Annotated in this window: 18 protein-coding genes and 3 pseudogenes; 12 read left to right on the forward strand and 9 right to left on the reverse strand. The window is 56.5% G+C overall.

Going from position 1 to position 23272, the window contains the following annotated elements; all coding sequences use genetic code 11:
* Positions 1–81 precede the first annotated feature (81 nt).
* The 4 genes from ACZ1HE_RS22995 to ACZ1HE_RS23010 are packed head-to-tail and all read left to right on the forward strand — an operon-like array spanning position 82 to position 3122.
* The gene (locus tag ACZ1HE_RS22995) at positions 82–747 is read left to right on the forward strand and encodes a response regulator transcription factor (RefSeq protein ID WP_472624962.1); all 666 of its coding nucleotides are present in this window, start codon (positions 82–84) and stop codon (positions 745–747) included.
* On the forward strand, positions 744–2129 hold the full coding sequence (locus ACZ1HE_RS23000; protein ID WP_472624964.1) for a sensor histidine kinase N-terminal domain-containing protein: 1386 nt from the start codon (positions 744–746) through the stop codon (positions 2127–2129). The genes ACZ1HE_RS22995 and ACZ1HE_RS23000 overlap by 4 nt, the downstream gene beginning before the upstream one ends.
* A complete protein-coding gene (locus tag ACZ1HE_RS23005; protein ID WP_472624966.1) occupies positions 2096–2527 on the forward strand; it encodes a hypothetical protein in 432 nt (143 codons plus the stop codon). Before ACZ1HE_RS23000 ends, ACZ1HE_RS23005 begins: the two co-directional genes overlap by 34 nt.
* Positions 2508–3122 carry an ABC transporter substrate-binding protein gene (locus ACZ1HE_RS23010; protein ID WP_472624968.1) on the forward strand — a complete coding sequence of 205 codons (615 nt, stop codon included), beginning with the start codon at positions 2508–2510 and terminating at the stop codon, positions 3120–3122. Before ACZ1HE_RS23005 ends, ACZ1HE_RS23010 begins: the two co-directional genes overlap by 20 nt.
* Here ACZ1HE_RS23010 and ACZ1HE_RS23015 read toward each other — a convergent pair whose 3' ends face one another.
* The 5 genes from ACZ1HE_RS23015 to ACZ1HE_RS23035 all read right to left on the reverse strand — a co-directional run bounded on the left by ACZ1HE_RS23015 (position 3123) and on the right by ACZ1HE_RS23035 (position 8554).
* On the reverse strand, positions 3123–4496 hold the full coding sequence (locus tag ACZ1HE_RS23015; protein ID WP_472624970.1) for an FAD-dependent oxidoreductase: 1374 nt from the start codon (positions 4494–4496) through the stop codon (positions 3123–3125). It abuts the gene before it with no gap.
* Between the two features lie 108 nt (positions 4497–4604).
* Entirely contained in the window at positions 4605–5648 is a 1044-nt protein-coding gene (locus ACZ1HE_RS23020) for an alpha/beta fold hydrolase (RefSeq protein ID WP_472624972.1), read from the reverse strand.
* A 68-nt stretch (positions 5649–5716) separates the two neighbouring features.
* Entirely contained in the window at positions 5717–6697 is a 981-nt protein-coding gene (locus ACZ1HE_RS23025; protein WP_472624974.1) for an agmatinase, read from the reverse strand.
* 107 nt (positions 6698–6804) lie between these two features.
* Complete coding sequence (locus tag ACZ1HE_RS23030; protein WP_472624976.1) at positions 6805–7782, reverse strand: HpcH/HpaI aldolase/citrate lyase family protein; 978 nt, start codon at positions 7780–7782, stop codon at positions 6805–6807.
* A 121-nt stretch (positions 7783–7903) separates the two neighbouring features.
* On the reverse strand, positions 7904–8554 hold the full coding sequence (locus ACZ1HE_RS23035) for a response regulator transcription factor (protein WP_472624978.1): 651 nt from the start codon (positions 8552–8554) through the stop codon (positions 7904–7906).
* A gap of 209 nt (positions 8555–8763) precedes the next feature.
* On the opposite strand from ACZ1HE_RS23035, the gene ACZ1HE_RS23040 reads away from it, so the two are divergent.
* The 4 genes and pseudogenes from ACZ1HE_RS23040 (at position 8764) to ACZ1HE_RS23055 (ending at position 13077) form a co-directional block, all read left to right on the forward strand.
* The gene (locus ACZ1HE_RS23040) at positions 8764–10008 is read left to right on the forward strand and encodes a pyridoxal-phosphate-dependent aminotransferase family protein (RefSeq protein WP_472624980.1); all 1245 of its coding nucleotides are present in this window, start codon (positions 8764–8766) and stop codon (positions 10006–10008) included.
* A gap of 9 nt (positions 10009–10017) precedes the next feature.
* Positions 10018–11217: a malate--CoA ligase subunit beta gene (locus ACZ1HE_RS23045; protein ID WP_472624982.1), complete on the forward strand. Its 1200-nt coding sequence runs from the start codon at positions 10018–10020 to the stop codon at positions 11215–11217.
* Positions 11214–12106 (forward strand): annotated as a pseudogene (gene sucD / locus ACZ1HE_RS23050) (succinate--CoA ligase subunit alpha). Before ACZ1HE_RS23045 ends, sucD begins: the two are co-directional and overlap by 4 nt.
* Positions 12106–13077 (forward strand): 2-hydroxyacid dehydrogenase, encoded by a 972-nt coding sequence (locus tag ACZ1HE_RS23055; protein WP_472624984.1) that lies wholly within the window; start codon positions 12106–12108, stop codon positions 13075–13077. The pseudogene sucD and the gene ACZ1HE_RS23055 overlap by 1 nt, the downstream one beginning before the upstream one ends.
* Positions 13078–13113: 36 nt before the next feature.
* On the opposite strand, the gene ACZ1HE_RS23060 is transcribed toward ACZ1HE_RS23055, so the two are convergent.
* Complete coding sequence (locus ACZ1HE_RS23060; RefSeq protein WP_472624986.1) at positions 13114–13545, reverse strand: MerR family transcriptional regulator; 432 nt, start codon at positions 13543–13545, stop codon at positions 13114–13116.
* 146 nt (positions 13546–13691) lie between these two features.
* Here ACZ1HE_RS23060 and ACZ1HE_RS23065 point away from each other — a divergent pair, with 146 nt between their 5' ends.
* Positions 13692–13943 carry a WGR domain-containing protein gene (locus ACZ1HE_RS23065; RefSeq protein WP_209250585.1) on the forward strand — a complete coding sequence of 84 codons (252 nt, stop codon included), beginning with the start codon at positions 13692–13694 and terminating at the stop codon, positions 13941–13943.
* A 4-nt stretch (positions 13944–13947) separates the two neighbouring features.
* Here ACZ1HE_RS23065 and ACZ1HE_RS23070 read toward each other — a convergent pair whose 3' ends face one another.
* On the reverse strand, positions 13948–15282 hold the full coding sequence (locus tag ACZ1HE_RS23070) for an NAD(P)/FAD-dependent oxidoreductase (RefSeq protein WP_472624988.1): 1335 nt from the start codon (positions 15280–15282) through the stop codon (positions 13948–13950).
* Positions 15283–15297: 15 nt separating this feature from the next.
* Positions 15298–16607, reverse strand: a pseudogene (locus tag ACZ1HE_RS23075) (NAD(P)/FAD-dependent oxidoreductase).
* 273 nt (positions 16608–16880) lie between these two features.
* On the opposite strand from ACZ1HE_RS23075, the gene ACZ1HE_RS23080 reads away from it, so the two are divergent.
* Positions 16881–17297 carry a group III truncated hemoglobin gene (locus tag ACZ1HE_RS23080; RefSeq protein ID WP_472624990.1) on the forward strand — a complete coding sequence of 139 codons (417 nt, stop codon included), beginning with the start codon at positions 16881–16883 and terminating at the stop codon, positions 17295–17297.
* A 44-nt stretch (positions 17298–17341) separates the two neighbouring features.
* On the opposite strand, the gene ACZ1HE_RS23085 is transcribed toward ACZ1HE_RS23080, so the two are convergent.
* Positions 17342–20557 (reverse strand): 2Fe-2S iron-sulfur cluster-binding protein, encoded by a 3216-nt coding sequence (locus ACZ1HE_RS23085; RefSeq protein ID WP_472624992.1) that lies wholly within the window; start codon positions 20555–20557, stop codon positions 17342–17344.
* A 246-nt stretch (positions 20558–20803) separates the two neighbouring features.
* Between ACZ1HE_RS23085 and ACZ1HE_RS23090 the strand changes: the two genes are divergently transcribed.
* Both ACZ1HE_RS23090 and glpD read left to right on the forward strand, forming a co-directional pair.
* Positions 20804–21580 (forward strand): DeoR/GlpR family DNA-binding transcription regulator, encoded by a 777-nt coding sequence (locus tag ACZ1HE_RS23090; RefSeq protein ID WP_472624994.1) that lies wholly within the window; start codon positions 20804–20806, stop codon positions 21578–21580.
* Positions 21570–23185 (forward strand): annotated as a pseudogene (gene glpD / locus ACZ1HE_RS23095) (glycerol-3-phosphate dehydrogenase). The gene ACZ1HE_RS23090 and the pseudogene glpD overlap by 11 nt, the downstream one beginning before the upstream one ends.
* The last annotated feature ends 87 nt before the right edge of the window (positions 23186–23272 follow it).

Here is a 23272-nt window from a genome sequence, read left to right on the forward strand (position 1 = left end):
GGCCCCTCTTGCCGCCCTTTTGATAAGGAAAGCTCATGAAACTGACACTAACCTGACACCGGACGACGAAAGGCAATATGGATGCGGTTCCTTCTGGTCGAAGACAACGAGCAATTGGCGCGTGCCATCCTCGACCGCCTGTCGATCGAGGGTCATGTAGTCGATCATGCCCCCTGTCTGGAAGATGCGACCGCGTTCAAGGACACCACGTCTTATGATCTGATTTTACTGGATATTATGTTGCCTGATGGGGACGGCAGGACCTTTCTGGAACAACACCGACTCAAGGCGGATGCGACGCCGGTGATCGTGCTGACGGCACGTTCCGAAGTATCGGATCGAGTCGGTGTTCTGGACCTGGGCGCAGATGACTACATCACCAAACCCTTCGACTTTTCCGAGCTTCAGGCGCGCTGCCGCGCGGTACTCAGACGTCGGGGAGGGGCGGCGCGGAATCAGCTCACGCTCGGTGATGTCTTGTTTGATTCGCTGGCTGGCACCCTGTCGATTGGCGGCAAAACCATCCATTTGCGAAACCGCGAATTGCGATTGTTCGAGGTTTTTGCCGGTGCACCCGAGCAGATTTTTTCGAAATCCAAGCTGGTCGATCGGCTGTTCTCCTATGACGATGACGTCAGCGAAAACGCGATCGAGGTCTACGTGGGTCGTCTGCGTCGCCACCTGACCGGCACTCGCGCGCAAATCGTCACCGTACGCGGCCTTGGTTATCGGCTGTCCATCTCATGACAGCGGCAATCAACAAACGCGGCTCGATCCTGCGCCAGTTGATTGCCCTGCTTCTGGCGGGCGCGGCGGTTCTGGCCGTGATCCTGTTCTTCGTGGTTCAGGGCTTTGCACGTCAATTGGCCGAGGAAAGCCAGGACAACATTCTGAATGCCTCGGTCACGGCCATTCTGGACACGGCCGCCGTGCAACAGGGGGAATTGACGCTCGACCTGCCGTATTCTGCCTTCTCCATGTTGGGCAACCTGAGCGATGACCGGGTGTTCTATGCGGTCTATTCCGATCAGACATTCCTGACTGGATACGAGGACCTGCCACAGATCGGAACGCCTGCTCCCGAGCGCCCGCTGTTTGAAACAGTTGCCTACCAAGGCGAAGATATCCGTATCATCAGCGCCGCCCGTCTGTTGGTGTCCGACGGTCGGTTGGTGACATTGACCGCTTCGGTCGCGCAGACCCGGAATGGGCAGATTGCCACGCTCAACCGGATTTCACAGAATGCGGCCGCTTTGGGGTTGGGGTTCTTTCTGTTAACCGCCTTGATGGCCTATCTGGCGGCGCGATCTGCCATTGGCCCGTTGCAGCGGCTCGCAGCTTCGGTCTCTCGCAGGGGGCCACAGGATTTGCGGCCAGTGGCTGCCCCGGTACCTGCCGAAATGGTGCCCTTGGTGGGCGCGCTCAACAATTTTATGGACCGCCTCAAGACATCGCTGTCCCGATCCGAGGATTTCATCGCCGAAGCCGCGCATCGGATCAGAACGCCACTGGCCACGGTGCGCACCCACGCGGAAAATACGCTCCATCGAGTGGAGCGGGATGAAAATCGCGCCAGCCTGCGCGAGATGATCCGCGCCATCGACGATAGCAGCCGGGCGGCCGGGCAACTGTTGGATCATGCGATGGTCACCTTTCGCACCGACCATCTGGAGCAGGAAGAGATCGACCTGTCTGCTTTAGCCCGTGAGATGGTTCACAGGTTGGGGCCGCTGGCCGATTTACGGGACATCACGATGATCTGTGACGCGCCCGCTCCGGTGTTGATCCTCGGGGACCAGATCCTGCTGCAGAACGCTCTGCGTAACCTGCTGGACAACGCGATCAAATATTCGCCGACGGAGGGAGAGATCGAAGTCACGGTCGCCGCTACAAACACCCAAGCCACTTTAAACGTGCGCGACGGCGGGGCGGGCTTTCCCCCAGGCGATATTGCCGAGCTGACCAAGCGCTTTGCCCGCGGAACCAACGTTGAAGGGATCGTCGGTTCGGGCCTTGGGCTGACCATCGTGGATGAAGTCACGCGCGCCCACAACGGCACCCTGTCCATCACCAACACTCCTAAAGGAACCGGCGGATGCGTTACCTTGTCCTTGCCCTTGCCCTCTTGATCGCGCCCATCCGGGCCGCCGGGTTCGAGGTCGAAGACCACGCCCGCTTTGGACCCTCGGATGCCACCGAAGTTGTCCGAGTGATTTCCACGGGCGACATCCCCGTCTTCTCGCCCGCCATCACCAAGTTTCTGGACCAGAACCCGGACGTGGCAGTGGATTACACCGTGGCCAGTTCAACCCAGCTCATGCTGGCTCTGAACCAGGAAGGCGCCGTTTTTGACGTGGCCATTTCGTCTGCCATGGATCTGCAGACCAAGCTGGCAAACGACGGGAGAACGCGCAGGCATCAGTCGGCTGCAACCGACACTTTGCTCGACCTGGGCCAGATGGCGGGACAACCTTTTTGCCTTTACCCAAGAACCTGCGGCCATCGTTTTGTCCCGCTCGGCCTTTGATGGGCTGGACATGCCGCAAACACGGCAGGACCTGATCGCCATTTTGCGCCAACACCCCGAGCGGTTCCGGGGCCGGATCGGCACATATGACCTGCGTGCCTCGGGTCTGGGTTATCTCTTTGCCACGCAAGACGCCCGCACGTCCGAAACCTTCTGGCGCCTGACCGAAGTTATGGGGGGGCTGGATGCGCGGCTCTATTGTTGCTCGTCCCAAATGATTGACGACGTGGCCAGCGGTGAACTTGCGGTGGCCTATAACGTCTTGGGCAGCTACGCCAAAGCACGCGAGGATCTGACCCGGTTCGAGGTGGTTCTGCCTGCCGATTTCACCACGGTCATGCTGCGCACCGCGCTGATCCCTGCTGCTTCAGAGCAACCGGAATTGGCGGGTCGGTTCATCGACCACCTGCTGGAGGTCGCCTGGTCCGAAACCCCATTGGAAAGTTACCCCTTCACCCCGATCAATCAGAACCGGGGCGAGGCTGACGCCAGCCTGCGCCGGATCCGAATGGGACCCGGCCTGTTGGTCTATCTGGACCGGTTCAAGAAACGCAGCTTTCTGAAGGAATGGGAAAGCGCGATCCTGCAGCCCTGATCAGTGGTGGCGCCCACCCTGACGTTCCAGCTCTTTCTGGATCAACAGCGGGTCAACTTGTAACAGCGGCTGGTTCTGCTGTTTGATCGAAATCGCCGCCGCAATCCCTGCCGCTTGGCCCGTCACCGCACAGCACGCCATGTTACGCGTGGCCGCATGGCTGTCGCGATCCCCGCCCGTGGCACGACCTGCAACCAGAAGGTTTTCAACCTTCTTGGGCAACAGGTTGCGATAGGGAATCTGGAAATAGCGTCCGGTGGTGGGCAGGATCAGGATGCCATAGCCGTCGATGAATTCCGGGAAGATGCCCACCGAATCCTCGAACCTACCCTGCTCGCGCACGTCCAGGCTGCTCATGTTGTACTGACAGTCGACTTTGCGCGTGTCTCGCACACCCAAGGACATGCCGAAGTTGCGCAATCGAATGCCTTCGCAGCCGGGTGTGTAGCGGCGCAGCGCCTCGATCGCGAGCATGGCCTGACGGCGGCCTTCGATCTCGTATGTGGTCAGGCTATCTGGGTCGGTCCCATCGCAATCATCCATGTGGATGAGGTTCATGTAGGTCAGCTCGCCCGTGTCATGCACCGCGCCCCAGGTGCCCGCGATGGTGTTGAGATGCGGTGGGATCAACCCGTCTTTGATCGCCTGCTCGAATGGTTTTTTCAGGAAGGGCGAGAACATCTCGTCCTCTTTGCCAGACGTCTCGATGTTCCATTCGCCACCGCCGCCCCAATCGGCATAGGTCTGCGGATCGGACTTGATCCCGTCCATGAATTTCTGCTTGTCGACACCTGCGACGTGGAACATCACAGAGGCCGCCATCATGTCCTCTTTTGGGGTTTTGTAGGTCGGTGCTCCTGCCCGCTCGAGCACATCCGCGTCACCGGTGGCGTCAATCACCCGCTTGGCCAGGATCGCCTCGCGCCCGGCTTTGGATTCGGTGATGACGCCAATGATCGCGTTGCCTTCCATGATCGGCGCCACGAATTGCCGGTGCAGCATTGGTCGGATGTTAGGTTCATCCTGAACCATCTTGTCGGCCACAAGCTTGAACCCTTCGCTGTCGATCTCATAGCTCAGCGACTGACTTTCGGGGACGGCGGCGCCCATCTCCTTGGCGCGCTCTTCAAACTCGCGCGCGATGCCATTGGATTCAACCGTCTCTTCATGGCGATACCAATGCATCCCCTCGACGCCCACAACCGTCAGGTTGCCACCAAAACAGCCAAAGCGTTCGACCAGGCAAACTTCGACCCCGGCGCGCGCAGCGGCTAGGGCCGCTGGAAGGCCACCAGGACCAGAGCCCACGACCAGAACGTCGGTTTCGTGGATGACATCAATCTCGCGTGCCGGTTCCTGAATTCGAAGTGTCATGCGTTCCTCGCGCTAAACGTTGGGTGGCACCATTCCGAAACAGATTGGATTCGGCAAGATACTAACGAAAGTGGCCTCTATGAAATTTGTACATGACTGAACAGAAGCTCACGTGCGTGCTGAAAGTACCCTAAAAATATGCCGGTCATAAAAAGTGGGGCCAGTGACTGCATCAAAGAATCCATTATGTCCGCCTCTGGACGACATCCAAACCTCAATCCCATCGCCCGACATGGCGGCAATATCGTCACCCCTTACAACCGGATCGTCCAACGCACCAAACAAAGTCAGATCTGCGGGGCAATCGATCAAATCGCTTCGATCAAGACGGTAGGCCAAAAAATAGTCGGTCAGGTTTTCGAACTCGGTCCAGTTCGGAATGATCAACTCGGACATGCCAAGCACACTGTCCCGTCCCAAAACATCATCTATTCTGTACCGATCCGGGAAAGCGGCGTTCTTTTGTCGGAGCCACCGCTTGAGTTTGCGTGAAAAATAGGCCCGCATGAGCGGATGAGCATCGATCATCGGGCTGGAAGACACGGGATCGATCACCGGGCTGATAGCGAACACATGATGCAAATTGGGAATGGGTTGCGCCTTCAAACGGCGTGCGATGCGCAGTGCGAAATTGCCGCCTAAAGAATATCCGATCAGCGACACATCGTTTTTTGCCCAGCCTGCAACTTGTGAAATGACATCAAATAGATCCACATCCTGAGCGGCATGATGGAACCCGGGATTCAGCTCTACAGCGTCACCATGCTCGAGTAGGTTTACTCGACAAACGCTAAACCCCTGTTGAAAAAGAAATTTAGCCGTTGCGACGACATAAGCTGACTGCACGGATCCTAGCCAACCATGCAAAACAACAACCAATCCCTTTTCGCTCGGATGCTGTGAAAAAAGACAAGACGTGCGCGCGCCAGAAGATCCCGACAGTACGTGGTGCTGGGCCGCAGACTCCAGCGCAGACGCCCCGAGTTTTCGAAACTTTGCACTGGCCAACGCAGATTGCACAACTGGTGATCGCAACCAGATTGGAGGTTCGAAGCGAGGTGGCATAGGAATGTCAGTCAAATCGACCTCACAGAGAGCAACGCGTTTTCTCAGCATTTGAGCAAAAAACGCGACCTTGGCAAGCCGATCCATCTGCAATGCCGTGCGGTCAAGATTGGGTACCGAATTTGACAGGCTTCAATTGAATTGCCGGACGCGTTCTAGTTGGATCGATTGACAATAGCTTGTGACAGGACGCACATCAGCTCGAACATGAGTGAAATACCCAACCAAGCTGTACCACCACCACTGTCAAAAGGCGGCGAAACCTCAACCAGATCAGCACCTATCAGGTTCAGCCCTGCCAATTCGCGAATGACTTGTTGGGCCTGAAAACTGTTGGGTCCGCCAATTTCAGGAGTCCCCGTACCCGGAGCGAAAGTCGGGTCCACAAAGTCAATGTCGTAGGTACAGTATACCGGCTTTGCGCCTAGAATTTCCCGAGCTTCCAACATGACATCTGCTATGCCCCGCTCGAAAAGCTCTTCGATCCGGATGATCCGGACGCCCTGTTCGATGCCCCACTCCACATCCTCGGTGTTGTAGGCAGTGCCACGAATTCCGATCTGAATGAACCGTTTTGGATCCACCAACCCCTCTTCAATGGCACGTCGGAACGGGGTGCCGTGGGTGAATTTGTTGCCGCCAAAATAGCTATCAAACAGGTCTGTGTGACTGTCGAACTGGATCAACCCAACTGGGTCTCCATCGGCTAAAGCCCGCAAGATAGGCAATGTCGACAGATGGTCCCCGCCCGCTGTCATTGGAGTTATTTTGTTGTTTTTCAGTCCCTTGTAAAAGTTGGTGATCCTCTCCAGACTGTCGTGAATGTCGATTGGGTTTGGCGGCACATCGCCCAGATCAGCACAATTGACGGACGCAAAGGGGTTAACTCCGGTGGCTGCATTCATGGCACGGATCATCGACGAGTAGTCGCGAAGCTGACGTGGCCCATGACGTGCGCCTGCACGGTTTGTCGTTCCGCCGTCCCGGGGCACTCCGACCAGCCCCAATTGCACGTCCGCATAGCGTTCGTGGTCCGGCGTCAGGTGCGGCAAGCGCATGAACGTCGGCACACCCGCAAACCGTGGCAAATCCATTGCGGACACAGGTTGAAAAAAGGGATCACCACCGCTGGTCATGTCTAACCTCCAAGGCTTCGCTTTGGATCACTATGCAGAGCCAGCGGCCTAATTCAAATTGCAAATCACCGGCGCCCAACTCACACTTGGGCACCGGCGGAATTGACTTAAGCACCTGAGATTTGGCGTGCTTTCTCGACCAAAACCTCAGCCTGACGGATCGAGGCATAGTCGATCAACCGACCGTCCAGAGACACCGCCCCCTTCCCTGCAGCCTCGGCATCGGCCATGGCCTCAAGAATGCGCTGCGCTTTGGTGACTTCGGCTTCACTGGGCGACATAACCTCGTTCGCAAGTGCAATCTGGCTGGGATGGATTGCCCACTTGCCTTCACACCCCAGAACTGCCGCACGTTTGGCAGCGGCCTTGTATCCTTCGGGATCCTGAAAATCACCAAACGGGCCATCTATCGGACGCAGCCCATTCGCCCGAGCGGCGACCACCATCCGAGCCAGCGCATAGTGCCACATATCCCCCCAATGGGTCATGCGCGCGCCGTCGTCCATCGGGTCCGTCAGGACCGAATAATCCGGGTTCACACCCCCGATGATCGTAGTGCGCGCACGGGTGCTGGCGGCATAGTCGGCGACCCCGAAATGAAGGCTCTCATTGCGCTTGGATGCGGCCGCAATTTCGCTGACATTTTGCATGCCCAAAGCGGTCTCGATTATGTGCTCGAAACCGATCCGTTTTTTGAGGCCTTTGGCGTCCTCAATCTGGGTAACCAGCATGTCGACAGCATAGACATCAGCCGCTGTTCCGACCTTGGGGATCATGATCAGATCGAGCCGTTCGTCGGCCTGTTCAACCACGTCCACCACATCGCGATACATGTAGTGGGTGTCCAATCCGTTTATGCGTACCGACATCGTCTTGGTGCCCCAATCAATGTCATTGAGGGCCGCGATGATGTTCTTACGCGCCTGTTCCTTCTCGTCCGGCGCAACCGCGTCTTCGAGGTCGAGGAAGATCACATCGACGTCTGATTTCGCAGCTTTTTCAAACATTTGTGGCTGAGAGCCGGGAATGGCCAATTCGCTGCGATTAAGCCGTGCCGGGGCTTGTTCGATGGGGAGAAAACTCATCTGTGACCGCTCCTTTTTTGTCTGGTCAGTGGACGTAACGGCCACAAAAGGAGCGAGAATCACGCGCTGTCAAGAAATTTTATTGCGCACAATTGCATACATTTGAAACATGATTCCTCGGTTATTCAGGGTCGGATTTCTCCCCCGGAAGGCGCGAGGAATAGTAGAACGCTATGGCCTGCGCCCGGTTCTTAACCGAGAGTTTTTCGAAGAGGTTCGAGAGGTGGAATTTGACCGTGTTGATGGTGATCCCCAGCTCTTTCGACAGCTCGCGATTTGTCAGCCCTTTGGACAGCGCCTCAAGCATCGCACGTTCGCGTCTGGACAGGCTGTGGATCGGGTCTTTTTGCAGCTCTCGCACGTCGATGTAGGGGAACACCATTTTGCCCGTCGCCACGTCAGCGCAGGTGGCCAGAAGTCCCTCGACTTCGCCGGCCCGATCTGCAAATCCCGCTGCCCCCGCAGTCATCGCCAAACGCGGCAGATCGCCGTTGCCATCGCCGTAGACCACCAACCGAGGCGCGTTGAGCTGGTCACGCAGAACCTCGATCAGCTTGGCGGCACCCAAAACCGGAAGATCCCAGTCGATGATGCCGACTTGAACCGGCACGCGCATCACCGTGCCGAGAAACCCCTCGGCGGTGGCGGATGTTGCCACCAGCGAGAATCGCGGATCGCGGTCAAAAATCTCGGACATGGCGGACAGAACCAGTGGATTGCTGTTGGCCAGCATCACGTCGATTGGCTTTGCAGGTGCGGCAAGATCTTGCATTTACAGCTCAATTTCAAATTTACTGCCCATTTAGGTAGGCTTTACTTTGGTATACGTTTGTATTCTTGCACTAAAGTATAGGTATTTTACCACCCATTTAGCTACCCAAAAGCAGGATTAACGGGCGTTGTGAGAAAACTCAATCGGGTTTTTGCTCATCTCAACGATCACACACCCCCAGATCGGGGGCTGGAAGCTGAGGTTATTTGATGAACGCGCAAACTGCCTTTCCCCGTCTCGACATCCCCGAGACGATTGCCGCAGGTCCCGGCCCCGGCCAGACCGACACCCGTGTCCTTGCCCGGTTTGCCGGTGCTGGTCTGGCCGACCACATGCAGGCCGACGTTCTCCGGGGTATGATCGAATGCAAGTACATGTTGCGCACCCTGTGGGGTACGACGAACACCTACACCTTCGGCGTTGCCGGAACCGGGTGGAGCGGGTTGGACGCGATGTTCAGCGCCGTTCAGCCGGGCGACACGGTCGTGGCCTTCGTCAATGGCACCTTTTCGGGCATCGACGGTCAGACCTTGCGGATGAAAGCCGCCACCGCCGAAGAACTGGCCGCCGATCCGATGAATCCGCAGTCCGCATCGGTCGTGACCATCGACGTGCCACACGGTACATCAGTGACCCGCGACGTGATTGAGGCTGCCCTGACCGAACACAAACCGAAATGGGCTTTCATGGCGCATTGGGAAACCGGATCGGGCCGGATCAACGACATCTGCGCACTGTCGGATGCTTGCCAAGCAACCGGTGCCATGGGCCTGGTCGACGCGGTGTCGTCGCTGGGTGTTTCGGACTTTGCCATCGACGACTACCCCGGCATCGTCGGTTGGGCGTCTTGTCCGCAAAAGGGCGTGGCTTGCCTGCCGTTGACTTATGCTCCGGTGAGTTTTTCGGATCGCTACGTCGACGTGCTCAAAACAACCGGTGCCCGGACCTATGCGCACCATCCGGTCCTGGAAGCTCGTCACTGGGCCATTATCGACGGGCATGATGCCGAGAAAGGCACCTATCACCGCACCCACTCAGGCTATGCCGTAGCCGCGTTTCACGAAGCTTTGCGGATCGCGTTGGAAACCGGCGTTGCAAACCGCGCCGCAGAATACACCCGGCACGAAGCGATCCTGCGCGAGGCCGTCACCGTGATGGGCTGCGATGTCACCTCGGACATGACGAGCCTGTTGGTTCTGGATTTGCCGCCTGCCTACAAGGGGCGCGAGATGGAATTGGTGCAAGCGTGCCGAGCAAAGGGGTTCGGTATCTGGCCTACCCTGTCGGAACCGGTTCAGGTACGCATCGGCATTCTGAACCTACTGTCTGAACATGCAATCTCGGACATCACCCTGCGGTTTGGTCAGGCCCTGAACGATCTCGGCGCTCAAATTGATCTGACCGAGATCGAGACCCTTCTTCGCAACCGCTACTCCGAAGCACTCGCAGCGTGAGGTGAGACAATGGACATTCACGAATATCAAGCCAAGGACATCCTGTCCGGTTTCGGCGTCGAGGTGCCGCCCGGTGCCATCGCCTATAGCCCCGAACAGGCCGCATACCGCGCCCGCGAACTGGGTGGCGAGAAATGGGTGGTCAAAGCGCAGGTTCATGCCGGTGGTCGCGGCAAGGCGGGCGGCGTCAAGCTTTGCTCGTCCGACACCGAGATCCAAGCTGCCTGCGAAGAGATGTTTGGCCGCAAGCTGGTGACGCATCAGACGGGCCCCGAAGGCAAAGGCATCTACCGCGTCTATGTCGAAGCAGGCGTGCCGATTGATCGCGAGATTTACTTGGGCTTTGTGCTGGACCGCTCCAGCCAGCGGGTGATGATTGTTGCATCCGGCGAAGGCGGGATGGAGATCGAGGATATCTCGGCCAACAAACCCGACAGCATCGTGCGCTCGACCGTTGAACCCGCCGTGGGTCTGCAAGAGTTTCAGGCACGAGAGATTGCGTTCGCCCTTGGCATCGACCCTGCGCTGACTGCACAAATGGTGCGCACGCTTCAGGGCTGCTATCGCGCGTTCACAGAGCTGGATGCGACGATGGTGGAAATCAATCCGCTGGTGATCACTGGGGACAGCCGCATTCTGGCGCTGGATGCCAAGATGACGTTCGACGACAACGCCCTGTTCCGTCATCCGCAGATTTCCGAATTCCGGGACAAAAGCCAGGAAGACCCCCGCGAAAGCCGCGCCGCAGATCGGGGTCTGTCTTATGTCGGTCTGGACGGCAACATCGGCTGCATTGTCAACGGTGCCGGTCTGGCGATGGCAACGATGGACACCATCAAGCTTGCCGGGGGCGAGCCTGCGAACTTCCTCGACATCGGTGGCGGTGCGACGCCTGAGCGGGTGGCCAAAGCGTTCCGGCTGGTGATGTCGGACGACAATGTGCAGGCCGTTCTGGTTAACATCTTTGCTGGGATCAACCGCTGCGACTGGGTCGCCGAAGGGGTGGTTCAAGCACTGAAAGAGGTGCAGGTCGACGTGCCCGTTATCGTCCGCCTTGCCGGAACCAATGTGGAAGAAGGGCAAAAGATCCTGGCCAAGTCCGGCCTGCCCATCATCCGCGCCACAACACTGATGGAAGCTGCCGAACGTTCTGTTGGCGCATGGAAAAACGACCTGTCTCAGGCCACCAGAGTAAGGGCTGTCAAATGAGCATTCTTCTTGATCGCGATACCAAGGTCATCGTTCAGGGCATTACCGGACGCATGGCACAGTTCCATACGCGGGACATGATGAACTATGGCACCAATGTTGTCGGTGGCGTTGTTCCTGGCAAAGGTGGCGAAACGGTCGAAGGTCTGCCCGTGTTCAACACGGTGAAAGAGGCGATCGCCTCCACAGGCGCCGAGGCGAGCCTGGTGTTTGTGCCGCCCCCATTTGCTGCAGACTCTATCATGGAGGCCGCTGACGCGGGCATCCGGTATTGCGTCTGCATCACCGATGGCATCCCGGCGCAGGACATGATCCGGGTCAAGCGCTACATGTACCGCTATCCCAAGGACAAGCGCATGGTGCTGACCGGCCCTAACTGCGCCTAGGCACCATCAGTCCCGGCAAAGCTCTGCTGGGGATCATGCCGGGCCACATCTATCTGCCGGGCAACGTCGGCATAGTGGGGCGCTCGGGTACGCTTGGCTACGAAGCAGCGGCACAGCTCAAAGAGCTTGGTCTGGGCGTTTCAACCTCGGTCGGCATTGGTGGCGATCCGATCAACGGCTCGTCGTTCAAGGATATTCTGGAACGGTTCGAACAGGACGATGAAACCCACGTGATCGCCCTGATCGGAGAAATCGGCGGCCCGCAAGAAGCAGAGGCGGCGGAATACATCCGTGACCAGATCACAAAACCGGTCATTGCTTATGTTGCGGGCATGACCGCGCCCAAGGGCCGGACCATGGGACATGCCGGAGCCATCATCTCGGCCTTTGGAGAAAGCGCTAGCGAGAAGGTTGAAATCCTGTCCGCCGCCGGAGTAACCGTCGCGGAGAACCCTGCCGTCATCGGTGAAACAATTGCAAACGTCATAAGAAAGGCCGCGTGATGGTTAAGCCCAGTGTTTTTGTAACCCGCCGTTGGCCCGCCGCCGTCGAGGCGCGCTTGGCCGAAGATTATAACGTCGTGCTCAACACCGGGGACAAGCCGCTGGCGGCTCCCGAACTGCGCGATGCGCTCAAAACCCATGACGCCGTGCTGCCCACGGTGACCGATAAACTGGGCGCCGAGGCATTGGACGTGCCGCAGGCGCGGGCACGCATCTTGGCGAACTATGGTGTCGGCTACAGCCACATCGACGAAACCTGCGCCCGCGATTTGGGACTGACGGTCACCAACACACCGGATGTGCTCAGCGAATGCACCGCCGACATTGCCATGACGCTGATGCTGATGGCAGCGCGCCGTGCGTCGGAAGGCGAGCGCGAGTTGCGCAATGGGCAATGGAGCGGCTGGCGTCCGACCCATCTGATCGGGACCAAGGTCAGCGGCAAAACACTGGGCATTATCGGATTTGGCCGCATCGGTCAGGAGATGGCCAAGCGCGCCCACCATGGGTTCGGGATGAAAATCCTTGTTCAAAACCGCTCGACCGTTGATCCTAAGGTGTTGGCGCAATTCAACGCGACCCAGGTCGACAGCGTCGACGCGTTGCTACCGCAATGTGATTTCGTCTCGCTGCATTGCCCCGGCGGCCCGGCGAACCGTCATCTGATCAACGGGCGGCGGTTGGATTTGATGAAACAGGACGCTTTCCTGATCAACACCGCCCGTGGTGAGGTTGTAGACGAACATGCTCTGGCCCAAGCGCTTTGGTTTGACGTCATCGCCGGTGCGGGATTGGACGTTTATGAAGGCGAACCCCGGATCAACCCGAACCTGGCGGGTTGCGATAACCTGGTGATGTTGCCTCATCTGGGCAGCGCCACCCGCGAGGCGCGTGAGGCCATGGGGTTCCGCGTGCTGGACAATCTGGATGACTTCTTTGCCGGGCGCACGCCTCGCGATCGGGTCATTTAGGCCTTTGGGTCTGCCGGTTTCCCGATCGGCAGGCCCCTACCCTTCGCCGATGCTGTCGTGATCTGTCAGGCATTCTGAATGATCGCTGAGCACCTTCAGCACGTTGCAATCCTGCCCCGAGCCACCGCCGCAATTGGCGATCATCCGCTCCAATTCGGCCTCTAACGCCTGGAGGCGCAGCATGCGCTGGCGCACCTGTACCAACTGTCGCTGTGCAATGGAATCTACATGGCTGCAAGACTGGTCCGGATTGTCGGACAGATCCAGAAACTCGCGGATTGCATCGAGCGAAAAACCTAACTGTCGCCCGTGCCGGATAAAGGCCAGCCGATCTAGATCCGACGCATGATACCGCCGCTGTCCGCCTTCGGTCCGACCCGGTTCATTCATAAGGCCGATCTGCTCATAATACCGGATGGTTTGAACTTTAGTCCCGGTCTGGCGAGACAATGCACCGATCGACAGCATGACATACCTATAGTTTATGTAGCTTTTTTCAGAGCTAAACCTTAACCCGTTGGCCTGCAAGCCACACCTTTTGATTTTCGATAAGCAATTTATTTGCGACTCACGCTTACCTTCGTAAACAGACTGTCCAACGACGGGGAACGCGTGTGCAGATTCGGCTGGAAAGAATCAATCATGTCAAACGGCAGAGCCGGTATTACGTACTGAGCGTATCCGAGACGCTGTTTGGTGAATGGTGTCTGACCCAGGAATCCGGCTCCATCGGGGCAAATGTGGGTATCAAACGAACCGATTATTTGCCGTCCCGCGCGGATGCCGTTCAGGCTCTGTTGACGATGAAAGACGCCAAAACGCGATCCGGTTACGCACCTATTCCAGTGCAGTTGCCGCTGTTGTAAGGCGTTACATCGCGTCGCGGATCCTGTACCACGCAAAGGCAGGCGGCAGGGACGCGCGACGAAATGATCCCAATTCAAACCGGCGAGGCGCGCGTTTCATCAGATCGGGATGAGGTCTGCGCGATTTGCCCAAAGCCATATCGGCGATCAAGGCGCCAGCATAGTTCGCCATCGTCACACCGCCGCCATGATAGCCAAAGGCGGCATAGACGCCCTCCATCCCCGGCAACTCTCCGGCAAAGGGCACCAGGTTTCTGGTCATGCAGATCAGGCCTGACCAGAAATAGGGCGTCTCGACATGTCGCCATTCGGGGAACATGCGATCAAAGTCAGCGCGTGCGATGGCACGGGTTGCCGCCATGTTATGCTCGGTCACGCGCACCGAACCACGAAGCCCCAGCAACATACGGTTATCCGGCAGCAGCCGGAAATAGTGCAGCAAGGTTCGGGAATCGACCAGCATCTGACGGCTCCACCAGCCTTGCGCCTGTATCTCATCATCAGTCAGCGGGCGTGACACCAGAATGTTGGATTGCACCGGCAGGTATCGCCCAGCCAACACGCCCGGCATATCATCGCTAGAGTACCCGTTGGTGCCAACCAGCAGTTTCCTGGCCCGAACGCGACCTTTTGGCGTATGCAGAACATAGCCGTTGGCGTGCTCAATTCTGGTCACTGGCGTCTTGCTGAAAATCCGCACCCCGCGCTGCGCGACCGCCCGATACAGACCAAAAACAAACTTCATCGGGTTGAGCGCAAAGCCAATCGGCAGATGCACCGCGCCGTGAAAGTCTGGGCTGTTCAACCCGTGCGCCGCCATCTCTTCTTTAGGGACGAACTCATACGGCAAGCCATAGCGTTTGGTGTATTCCTCGCCATACTCTTTGACGTCCGCCACCGCACCGGGCTTGTGCGCAACAAAGGTATAGCCTTTGGAGTGGCGGTCCACGTCCAGGTCAAATTCGGCCAGATACTCTTCGATCAAATCAACCGAAGCGCGTTCAGCTTCAAAGAACACCTGAGCATCAGGCGCGCCGTATTTTTGGATGACAGCGCTGTCATCCATCTTGGCGCTGCCAACAGAAACAAGGCCACCATTTCGGCCCGACGCCCCCCAACCGGGAACGTTTGCATCCAACAGAACCACATCCGCCCCTTCGGCGGCCAGCGTCAATGCTGCCGATAGGCCAGTGTAACCGCCACCGATAATAGCAAATTCACAGCTCTGTTCACTGGCAAGTTCTGGATACTCAGGCGGTGGCGCTTCGATAGTCGATGGCCAGTACCGCTCCTGAATGGGACGATTGCCATAGGCCATGTCTTCGTAAATGCGTTTCACCTTTTGCTCCCGGCCTTACAGCTTGTCCCGGAAACTGTACCAGAGCATTGCCAGAACCAGCAGCGGAGATCGCAAAGCAGCCCCACCCGGGAATCGAGGCGTAGGAACCGAAGCCATCAGATCGAACCGCTCTGCTTGACCCGCGATCGTTTCGGCCGCGATTTGGCTAAGCAAGCGAAGCCATTGCAACGCCGTGGCCTGAAAAGCCCGAAAGGCTCAGGATGTTGCCACGCAATCGCTCGAAATGCGGCATCCGGTTCATGGTGATCCCTAACGTTCCGCCCCAGGCGTGGTCGATGCGCACATCGCTCAGCTGCGGAAAGATTTCAAGCATCGGAACCCGGACCGCCCCCGCAATGTCATCGGGAAACTTGTAGCGGTAGCTTTCAGTGCCGCCAAAGAGCAAGCGGTGATCGTCCGAAAAGCGGAAGTAGTTCACCACAAACTTGCTGTCCGCGACCGCATGGTTGTTTCGAATAAGCTCTTCCTGCCGGTCTGGTCCCAAGGGTTCTGTGGCAATCACATAGTTGTTGATCGGCATAACTCGCGCAGCCACTGGACCGTTCAGTTTGCCCAAATACCCATTGCACCCCAGCACCACATGATCCGCAGTGACGCGAGCGTTTTCGGTCGAGACAACCGCCGCATGATGCTTCTTGCAACGACATCACCCGAGACTGCTCAAATACTCGCACACCGGCAGCCATGGCCATCCGCGCCAGACCCAGAACATACTGCAGCGGATCGATGTGGCCCGCGTCCTCATAGATACTGCCGCCATAGTACGCAGGCGAATTTACCAGCGATCGCATTTCTTCGCGGCTCAACGCACGAATGTTGGAGTATCCGTACTTGTCCTGCAGATGTTTGACATAGTCGTGGCTATGTTTGACATATCGCGCGCGATGATCGGCGTGAATGATGCCGGCGTGAAAATCGGCATGCACCAGATCGGACTTGGATAAGTCGCGCACCAGATCGACCGATTGCCTTGCGATCTGCCATAGGGCCTGTGCGCGGTCGTGGCCAACCATATCCTCAAGCTCGTCCTGTTCAACGCGCTGCCCTTGCCCCACCTGGCCGCCATTGCGTCCCGAGGCGCCAAACCCCACGCGCTGCGCTTCGAGCAGGATCACGTCGTACCCGCGCTGTGCCAGATGCAGTGCACTGCTCAGCCCTGTAAATCCACCGCCAACAACGCAAACATCGCATCGCAGATCACCCTTTGCACTATTGAGCATGTCAATCGAGTCTGCCGAGGCATTTTCTGCGTAATAGGATTTTGGATATTGTCCCGGCTGGTCATTGATTGTCAGCAGATCCATGACGACCCCTCATTTACCCGGCGATCAGATCGCTCAAGACGACCCAGTCACTACATACGTTGAATTTCACTTTACCTTTGATCGAACCTACAGGCTAGATATGATCAAAAAAATTATCCTCTGTTCAGTGTAAATCCTAAGGTTTTGATCATACTATAATAAGTTTTGATCAATAATATCAGTATTCAGTGTGCCACGGTGTGGGGCAATTTCTCACATTGCTCGATCCGACGCTGTCAGGACTATGAGCCCACAATGAAAGGTCGCAATCCAATGACCCTCCACAGATCGACAAAAGCTGAGATTTCGCGTGCAGACATCCGTGCGCTCATTGACCAGTTCTATTCAAAGGTTCGCCAAGACCAGACCATTGGCCCGATCTTCAAAGAACATATCGGCGAAGATGACGCCGCTTGGGCAGGACATCTTGCCAAAATTGAAGACTTTTGGGCCAACGTGATGCTCCGGGATCGCGCCTATCAAGGCAACCCAATGCAAACCCATCTGGCCATGCCTGAAATCGAACCTCGACACTTCGAGATATGGCTAGGACTGTTTGATCAGGTGGCTCGCGAGGTGCTGTCGCCAGAGAAAGCAGCCCTGTTCGATCTGATGGCACGCCGCATTGGTCAAAGCTTGATGATGGGGATGCAACGGGTCAGCGCTGGCGACATCCCCGACCTGCGTTGAAGGTTGCGACGATCGATTTCCAAACCAGTTTCTTTGCCAAGTTTTCAAGCGTCGATTTCGATCAACCCATCCGGCTCGGACGCGCGCGACTGGCATGTGATGATCCCTGTTTCCCGTTGTTTATTGGACAGCACAAAGTCACGATGTTCAACGTCGCCCGAGATCAGATTGCATTTGCAAACGCCACAAATACCGTCTGAGCATTTGATGTCTATTGCCACCCCATTCTCCACCATCACCTCAGCCGCTGTCTTGTCTGACGGCACATCAAGTGTTCTGCCAGAACGCGCCAGGTGAACTTTGAAAGGGTGGTTCACATAGTCAGGCTGCTCCGGCACACTGAAATATTCGAGATGCCGCGCCTCTTCAGGAAAGCCCTGTCGTTCAGCAGCTTGCATAACCCCGTCCATGTAGCGATCTGGGCCGCAAGTATAGACGTGCCAGCCTGATTGATAGCCAGACAAGATCTGATCCAAATCCGCGCGCGTGCCCTGATCCGAAAAATGCAGATGTACCCGGTTCGACCAAGGCATATTGGCAAGATCGTTCAAGTATCCGGCTCCATCCTTCTGGCTGGCGGAATAGTGTAGTTCGAAATCGGCACCCAACTCATGCAACCGATGGGCAAAGGCAATCATGGGCGTAATGCCGATCCCGCCGCCCATAAGGAACGTCTTGCTACCTGTCTCGTCCAATTCGAAATGGTTGATTGGTTTCGAGATGAAGACCTTGCGCCCTTCAGTAAAGATCCGGTGCAGCAAGGCCGATCCTCCGCGCCCTTTGTCTTCGCGCAGCACACCAATCTGATATGTGCCTGCTTGGGCCGGATCGCCAGACATCGAATACTGTCGCAGGAACTCCGGTGCCACAACCACGTCCAAATGCGCCCCCGCCGTCCAATTCGGCAAGGGGGAACCATCGAGCGTTGAAAACTCGTACTTCGTCACATCAGCGGTCATTTTTTCGACCTTGGAGATTGAAACCTGAACCACGGGGGCTTCGCCATCGTTGGTGTATTCATGCACCATCGACGTATCACCACGTGCCAATCGTTCCTGATACTCCTCGGCTGAAATCATTGCCTCATATGCAGCAATCCCGGCCTCTCGGTCCATTGGGAAAGGGTATGGCCAAGGGTGCGGCGCCAAGGGCGCCGGATAGACCGCAAGCGTCTGATCTTCGTATTTCAAATCCAGATCAAGCTGGAGATCGCGACGATTGACAGGATGCTGCGGGTGCTTGTAGCCGCCATTTTCATCCAGCTCGATGTCCCACCACCACTTTTTGACCTCGTTAAGTCCCCCGTTGCCAACGGCGTCATCCAACTTGGCTAGCACAGGTGCCGCGGATGGAATCTTTGTCGCCGCCCATCGGAACGGCGCCTGTGAAAACAATCCTTCCAAATTCCACGGGCAGGTTTTCATGCAGCGCCCGCACATCGCCCCACCCTTTTGTGTGATGCGATAGGTCGTGCATTTCTGACTATCAGATTTCCAGATTTCGTATCCGTTGAACATGAGCTTGGGACCGGCCGTAATCGCACCAGACGGACATTCACGCGCGCATTTGTTGCAGGAGTTACAGAAATTCTGCAGACCAAAATCAATCGGCTTGTCATGCGCCATCGGCATGTCAGTTGTTACAACGCCAGATTTAAGCCGCGGACCAAGATACGGATTCAGTATAACCTCACCAATTCGGCTGACCTCGCCCAACCCGGCCAACAGCAACAAAGGTGGCTGCAGGACTTCGCCATCCATCACCGTATGCGCCTTGGCCTTGTAGCCAAGATTTCGGATTTGTTGAGCAATGACGCCACCAAGAAGCGAGAACCGCAGGTATGCGCGCATTGACTGGCTGACCGCAATCCAATCGTCACCGCTGGCCCCTTCCATCGTCTCGAACCCCTGATCGATAATCATGCTGACTGCCTGATCATGTGTCGGTTCAATGGGTTCGCCTGCGGCGTCGTGGCTGTACCAAGTCCATTCAGGACATCGGCTGGTTCCGACTGCGTCAACGCCCAGAAAATAACTGGCCGCCTTCAGATTGTCCGCATTGCGCTGTTCTTGTGTGGGACGGAGAGCCTTTGCGTTCGATTCACCGTCTTGCAGCAAAACAAAAGCCCCCAGTGCCCGGCGCTGCGCAAAACTGGGAGCAGACTTTCGAACATAATGTCCGCCTCGCGCAGCTTCCTGGTTGGCTTTACCCATGTCACCGAACAGCGATCGCGCGAACATGTCAGACCGCTTGGGGACGCGTGCGACACGAGCCTCATCTATGTATGTCGTGGGTCGATCCACGCGCTTGAGCCGTTCAAACGGATGCGCGCCATCGACATAGTCTCGGTTCGAAAACGGATCTCGGTTCAGGCCGGATTTAGCGAACCCTTTGCCCAACCACCATGCAGGGCCTCGAGTTTGAAACCACGGCTGTTCCGACATCGGAGCCAATGGCTGATCGGGCGCCAGATCCATCTCTGTGGTGATCGCGGCCAACCCAAAACGCTGTCCCAACCAAGGCGCTACGAGCTTGCCTTCCTCTTCACTCACCAATCCGGCAGAAACCGCAAGACGCCCCAGATCCACCTCTGTTGTGGTCAGGGTATGAGCGCGGGCTTCGTAACCCAAAAGGCGAATGTAATTTGCAATCACCACAGCCGTTTCAGTTCCGCGCAGGCAAGCGCGATGATCTTGCGCATCCAGAATCCATTCACTGCCCGGTTCGTTGGGGCGAGGATCACGCATGTGCTCGTACAGGAAAACAATCGCTGTCTTGTGGCGATCCACGCTGGAAACCGGCGCTTCGATGCTTTCTTTGAGATCGGCCATGATCATGTCGATGCCCGAGGCAAACGTCTTGGTTTGTCGTGTTTTTAAGGCTTGGGCAAGTCGATCAATGTCAGGATTGCGACGAGGAGTCGCCAGGATAGCGTCTTGTGGCACAGCAGTGACGCCGACCATGGACGCATCGTTATAGTACCCAAAAGCCTTGAAGTGGTTGGACCGTTCTACGGGATCTGCCGGGATGTCTGACGTTGCAGTATTCACAAAGCCATCCCGGATGGCATCCATCATGGCCTGAAACTCACCCATTGCATTGACGATGCTTTCCGGCTGGTCCGGGCGATCAAAGCTAAGAGATTTCATATCTGGAACATCTGACAGACCTGGAAGATCTGATCGTCGGTTGAGTCGCTCCAGCGGATAGGGACCCATGTGAACCGGACGGTTCCGGTCCGAGAAAAATCGGATCCCCATGTGATCAACCTCCTGTGGGCTTGCTGTCTGTATCAACTGATCCAGAGTCGCTGTGCTCGGACAGGGCGGACATTAGTTGTCATGACAACCCGTGGCAAATGAAAAATCCGAGGTCTTTCTATAGGGAAATTATCATCGTTTTCCGCGTTTTCGAAAATTTACGAAAGCTAATCGAAAATCCATAGGTGACAAACATTTTGACTTTACCTATGTAACCCCAGACAAACCGAGTGAAGGTTGACAGCCGTGGACGCAGAGACAAGGCACAACGAAATACTTGAAATCTTAAAGGCGCAGGAGCGTGTTCACGTCGATGATCTGTCGGCGCGATTTGGGGTCTCTAACCAAACCATCAGGTCGGATCTAAGAGATTTGAGCAACCGCGGACTGGTTTCGCGAACACATGGCGGTGCCATACGCGTCGACCAGGTGTCGAGCCGGGAATATGCCGAACGCAGAAAGCTAAGAGGACGGGAAAAAGAGGCGATGGGTGTTCTTGCAGCCAGCCTGATCCCGGATTCTTGTTCTGTCAGTCTGAACATTGGGACATCCACAGAACAAGTTGCCAAAGCTCTCACCCGGCACAAAGATCTGACCGTCCTTTCTAACAACATCAACATCATCAACATTTTGATTGGCACTCAATCCAAAGATTTGATTTTGGTAGGGGGTGCCGTTCGTCAAAGCGACGGTGCCATTGTTGGCGAAGATGCGGTCGAGTTTATTGAACGCTACAAAGTTGACTACGCGGTGATCGGAGCGTCCGCTTTGGACGCGGACGGATCAATACTGGACTACGATGCCCGCGAAGTTTCGGTAGCCCGTTCCATCTTGCGCAACTCGCGCGTCAAGATCTTGGTGTGTGACTCTTCCAAGTTCGAACGCTCTGCTCCGATCCGCATCTGTGCAATTGCAGCTCTGGACTACGTCGTCACAGATCAAATACCCCCGATCGAATTCATTGAAGCAGCCCGGGTTGGGCAAACAGAAATTTTGGTATTGGACGAATTGAATGCAAACTGACCATTCATTGAAATCAACCGAAGAAGAAGTGCTGGACCTGTTTATCATCGGCGGAGGTATCAACGGGTGTGGCATTGCCCGTGACGCAGCAGGACGCGGGTTCTCGGTCGCATTGGCGGAAATGAACGATCTGGCGTCCGCCACGTCTTCGGCATCGACCAAACTGTTCCATGGTGGTTTGCGTTACCTCGAGTTCCTGGAATTTCGGTTGGTGCGAGAGGCGTTGATTGAGCGAGAAGTGCTGCTCAAAGCGATGCCGCACATCAGCTGGCCGATGCGGTTTGTCCTACCTTACCACAAAGACATGCGGTTCGAGAGTGACACGCCTGTGTCGCGGATGTTGAGCGGTATTCTCCCTTGGATGAAAGGGCGCCGTCCAAGTTGGCTGGTTCGACTGGGGCTGTTTTTGTACGACACGATGGGTGGGCGCGAAATTCTGCCAGCGACCAAGACATTAGATCTGCAGACAAACCCGGTCGGACGGCCACTCAAAAGCAAGTTTCAAAAGGCGTTCGAATACTCGGATTGCTGGATCCAAGACGCGCGGTTGGTCGTATTGAATGCACGCGATGCCAAGGCGCGCGGTGCTCACATTATGACCCGCACAAAAGTAGTCGGAGCTGAACGGAAAGATGGCAACTGGTCGATCGAACTGCGCGACACTCAGACAGGTCAACGAAGAATTGTTTTCGCCAAGATGTTGATTAATGCCGCAGCGGACCCTGGGTTGGCGACATAATTCACAACACGCTGCAAAGTAATTCCAGCGACGGCGTGCGGTTGGTGCGGGGCAGCCACATTGTCACACGCAAATTGTTCGATCACGACAAGGCATATTTCTTTCAGGGTACGGACGGCCGGATCATCTTTGCAATTCCTTATGAAGGTGATTTTACCTTAGTCGGCACAACGGACACCGAGCATTCGAGTGCAGACAATGCCCCCCATTGCAGCGACGAAGAACGCGATTATCTTATTGATTTTGCGTCTGAGTATTTCGAGACCCCGTTGAACAAAGACGATGTCGTCTGGACCTATTCAGGTGTTCGGCCCTTGTTTGACGATGGAGCCAAATCCGCGACTGCAGCCACCAGAGAGTATGTTTTGAAATTGGAGCAGGCGGACGGCGCGCCCTTGTTGAATGTCTTTGGCGGCAAAATCACCACTTACCGCAAACTGGCCGAGGCCGCGTTAGACAAGATCGCGCTGGTCTTCCCTCAGTCCCAAGGCCCCTGGACGGCTGGAGTCCCCCTGCCAGGCGGTGATTTTCCTGTGGATGGCGTCAACAGCCTGATATCGTCGATGACCCGGCAATACCCGTTTCTCGATCAGGAATGGGCGACCCGCCTTGTCCGCGCATATGGAACGGAAACCAGTGACGTGCTTGGCAAGGCGCTCGTGGCTGAAGAACTTGGCCGAAATTTCGGAGCCACCATTACACAGGCGGAGATAGACTGGTGTATCCACAACGAGTGGGTTCGGAGTGCTGATGACTTTTTGTGGCGTCGATCCAAGTTGGGCCTGCGGCTTACTCCAGAAGAAACCAGGGATCTGGAAGCCTATATAGCCGAAGCAACCCAGCCAACGATCCAAGCCGTCAGCTAGGAGTAGACGGTCAATCCGCGCCGACGTTTCATTTCCTCTTGGCGGGGTCGATGCGGCTAAGTAAGTAGTATGTCCGATCTATCCCAA

The sequence above is a fragment of the Falsiruegeria sp. JB4-1 genome (assembly GCF_055693495.1).

Coding starts and splice junctions, on each gene's coding strand:
- ACZ1HE_RS23085 (WP_472624992.1), bottom strand. CDS start 20,557: ATGGGGATCCGATTTTTCTCGGACCGGAACCGTCCGGTTCACATGGGT.
- ACZ1HE_RS22995 (WP_472624962.1), top strand. CDS start 82: ATGCGGTTCCTTCTGGTCGAAGACAACGAGCAATTGGCGCGTGCCATC.
- ACZ1HE_RS23035 (WP_472624978.1), bottom strand. CDS start 8,554: ATGCAAGATCTTGCCGCACCTGCAAAGCCAATCGACGTGATGCTGGCC.
- ACZ1HE_RS23015 (WP_472624970.1), bottom strand. CDS start 4,496: ATGACACTTCGAATTCAGGAACCGGCACGCGAGATTGATGTCATCCAC.
- ACZ1HE_RS23005 (WP_472624966.1), top strand. CDS start 2,096: ATGCGTTACCTTGTCCTTGCCCTTGCCCTCTTGATCGCGCCCATCCGG.
- ACZ1HE_RS23060 (WP_472624986.1), bottom strand. CDS start 13,545: ATGCTGTCGATCGGTGCATTGTCTCGCCAGACCGGGACTAAAGTTCAA.
- ACZ1HE_RS23040 (WP_472624980.1), top strand. CDS start 8,764: ATGAACGCGCAAACTGCCTTTCCCCGTCTCGACATCCCCGAGACGATT.
- ACZ1HE_RS23055 (WP_472624984.1), top strand. CDS start 12,106: ATGGTTAAGCCCAGTGTTTTTGTAACCCGCCGTTGGCCCGCCGCCGTC.
- ACZ1HE_RS23025 (WP_472624974.1), bottom strand. CDS start 6,697: ATGACCAGCGGTGGTGATCCCTTTTTTCAACCTGTGTCCGCAATGGAT.
- ACZ1HE_RS23045 (WP_472624982.1), top strand. CDS start 10,018: ATGGACATTCACGAATATCAAGCCAAGGACATCCTGTCCGGTTTCGGC.
- ACZ1HE_RS23000 (WP_472624964.1), top strand. CDS start 744: ATGACAGCGGCAATCAACAAACGCGGCTCGATCCTGCGCCAGTTGATT.
- ACZ1HE_RS23030 (WP_472624976.1), bottom strand. CDS start 7,782: ATGAGTTTTCTCCCCATCGAACAAGCCCCGGCACGGCTTAATCGCAGC.
- ACZ1HE_RS23020 (WP_472624972.1), bottom strand. CDS start 5,648: ATGGATCGGCTTGCCAAGGTCGCGTTTTTTGCTCAAATGCTGAGAAAA.
- ACZ1HE_RS23080 (WP_472624990.1), top strand. CDS start 16,881: ATGACCCTCCACAGATCGACAAAAGCTGAGATTTCGCGTGCAGACATC.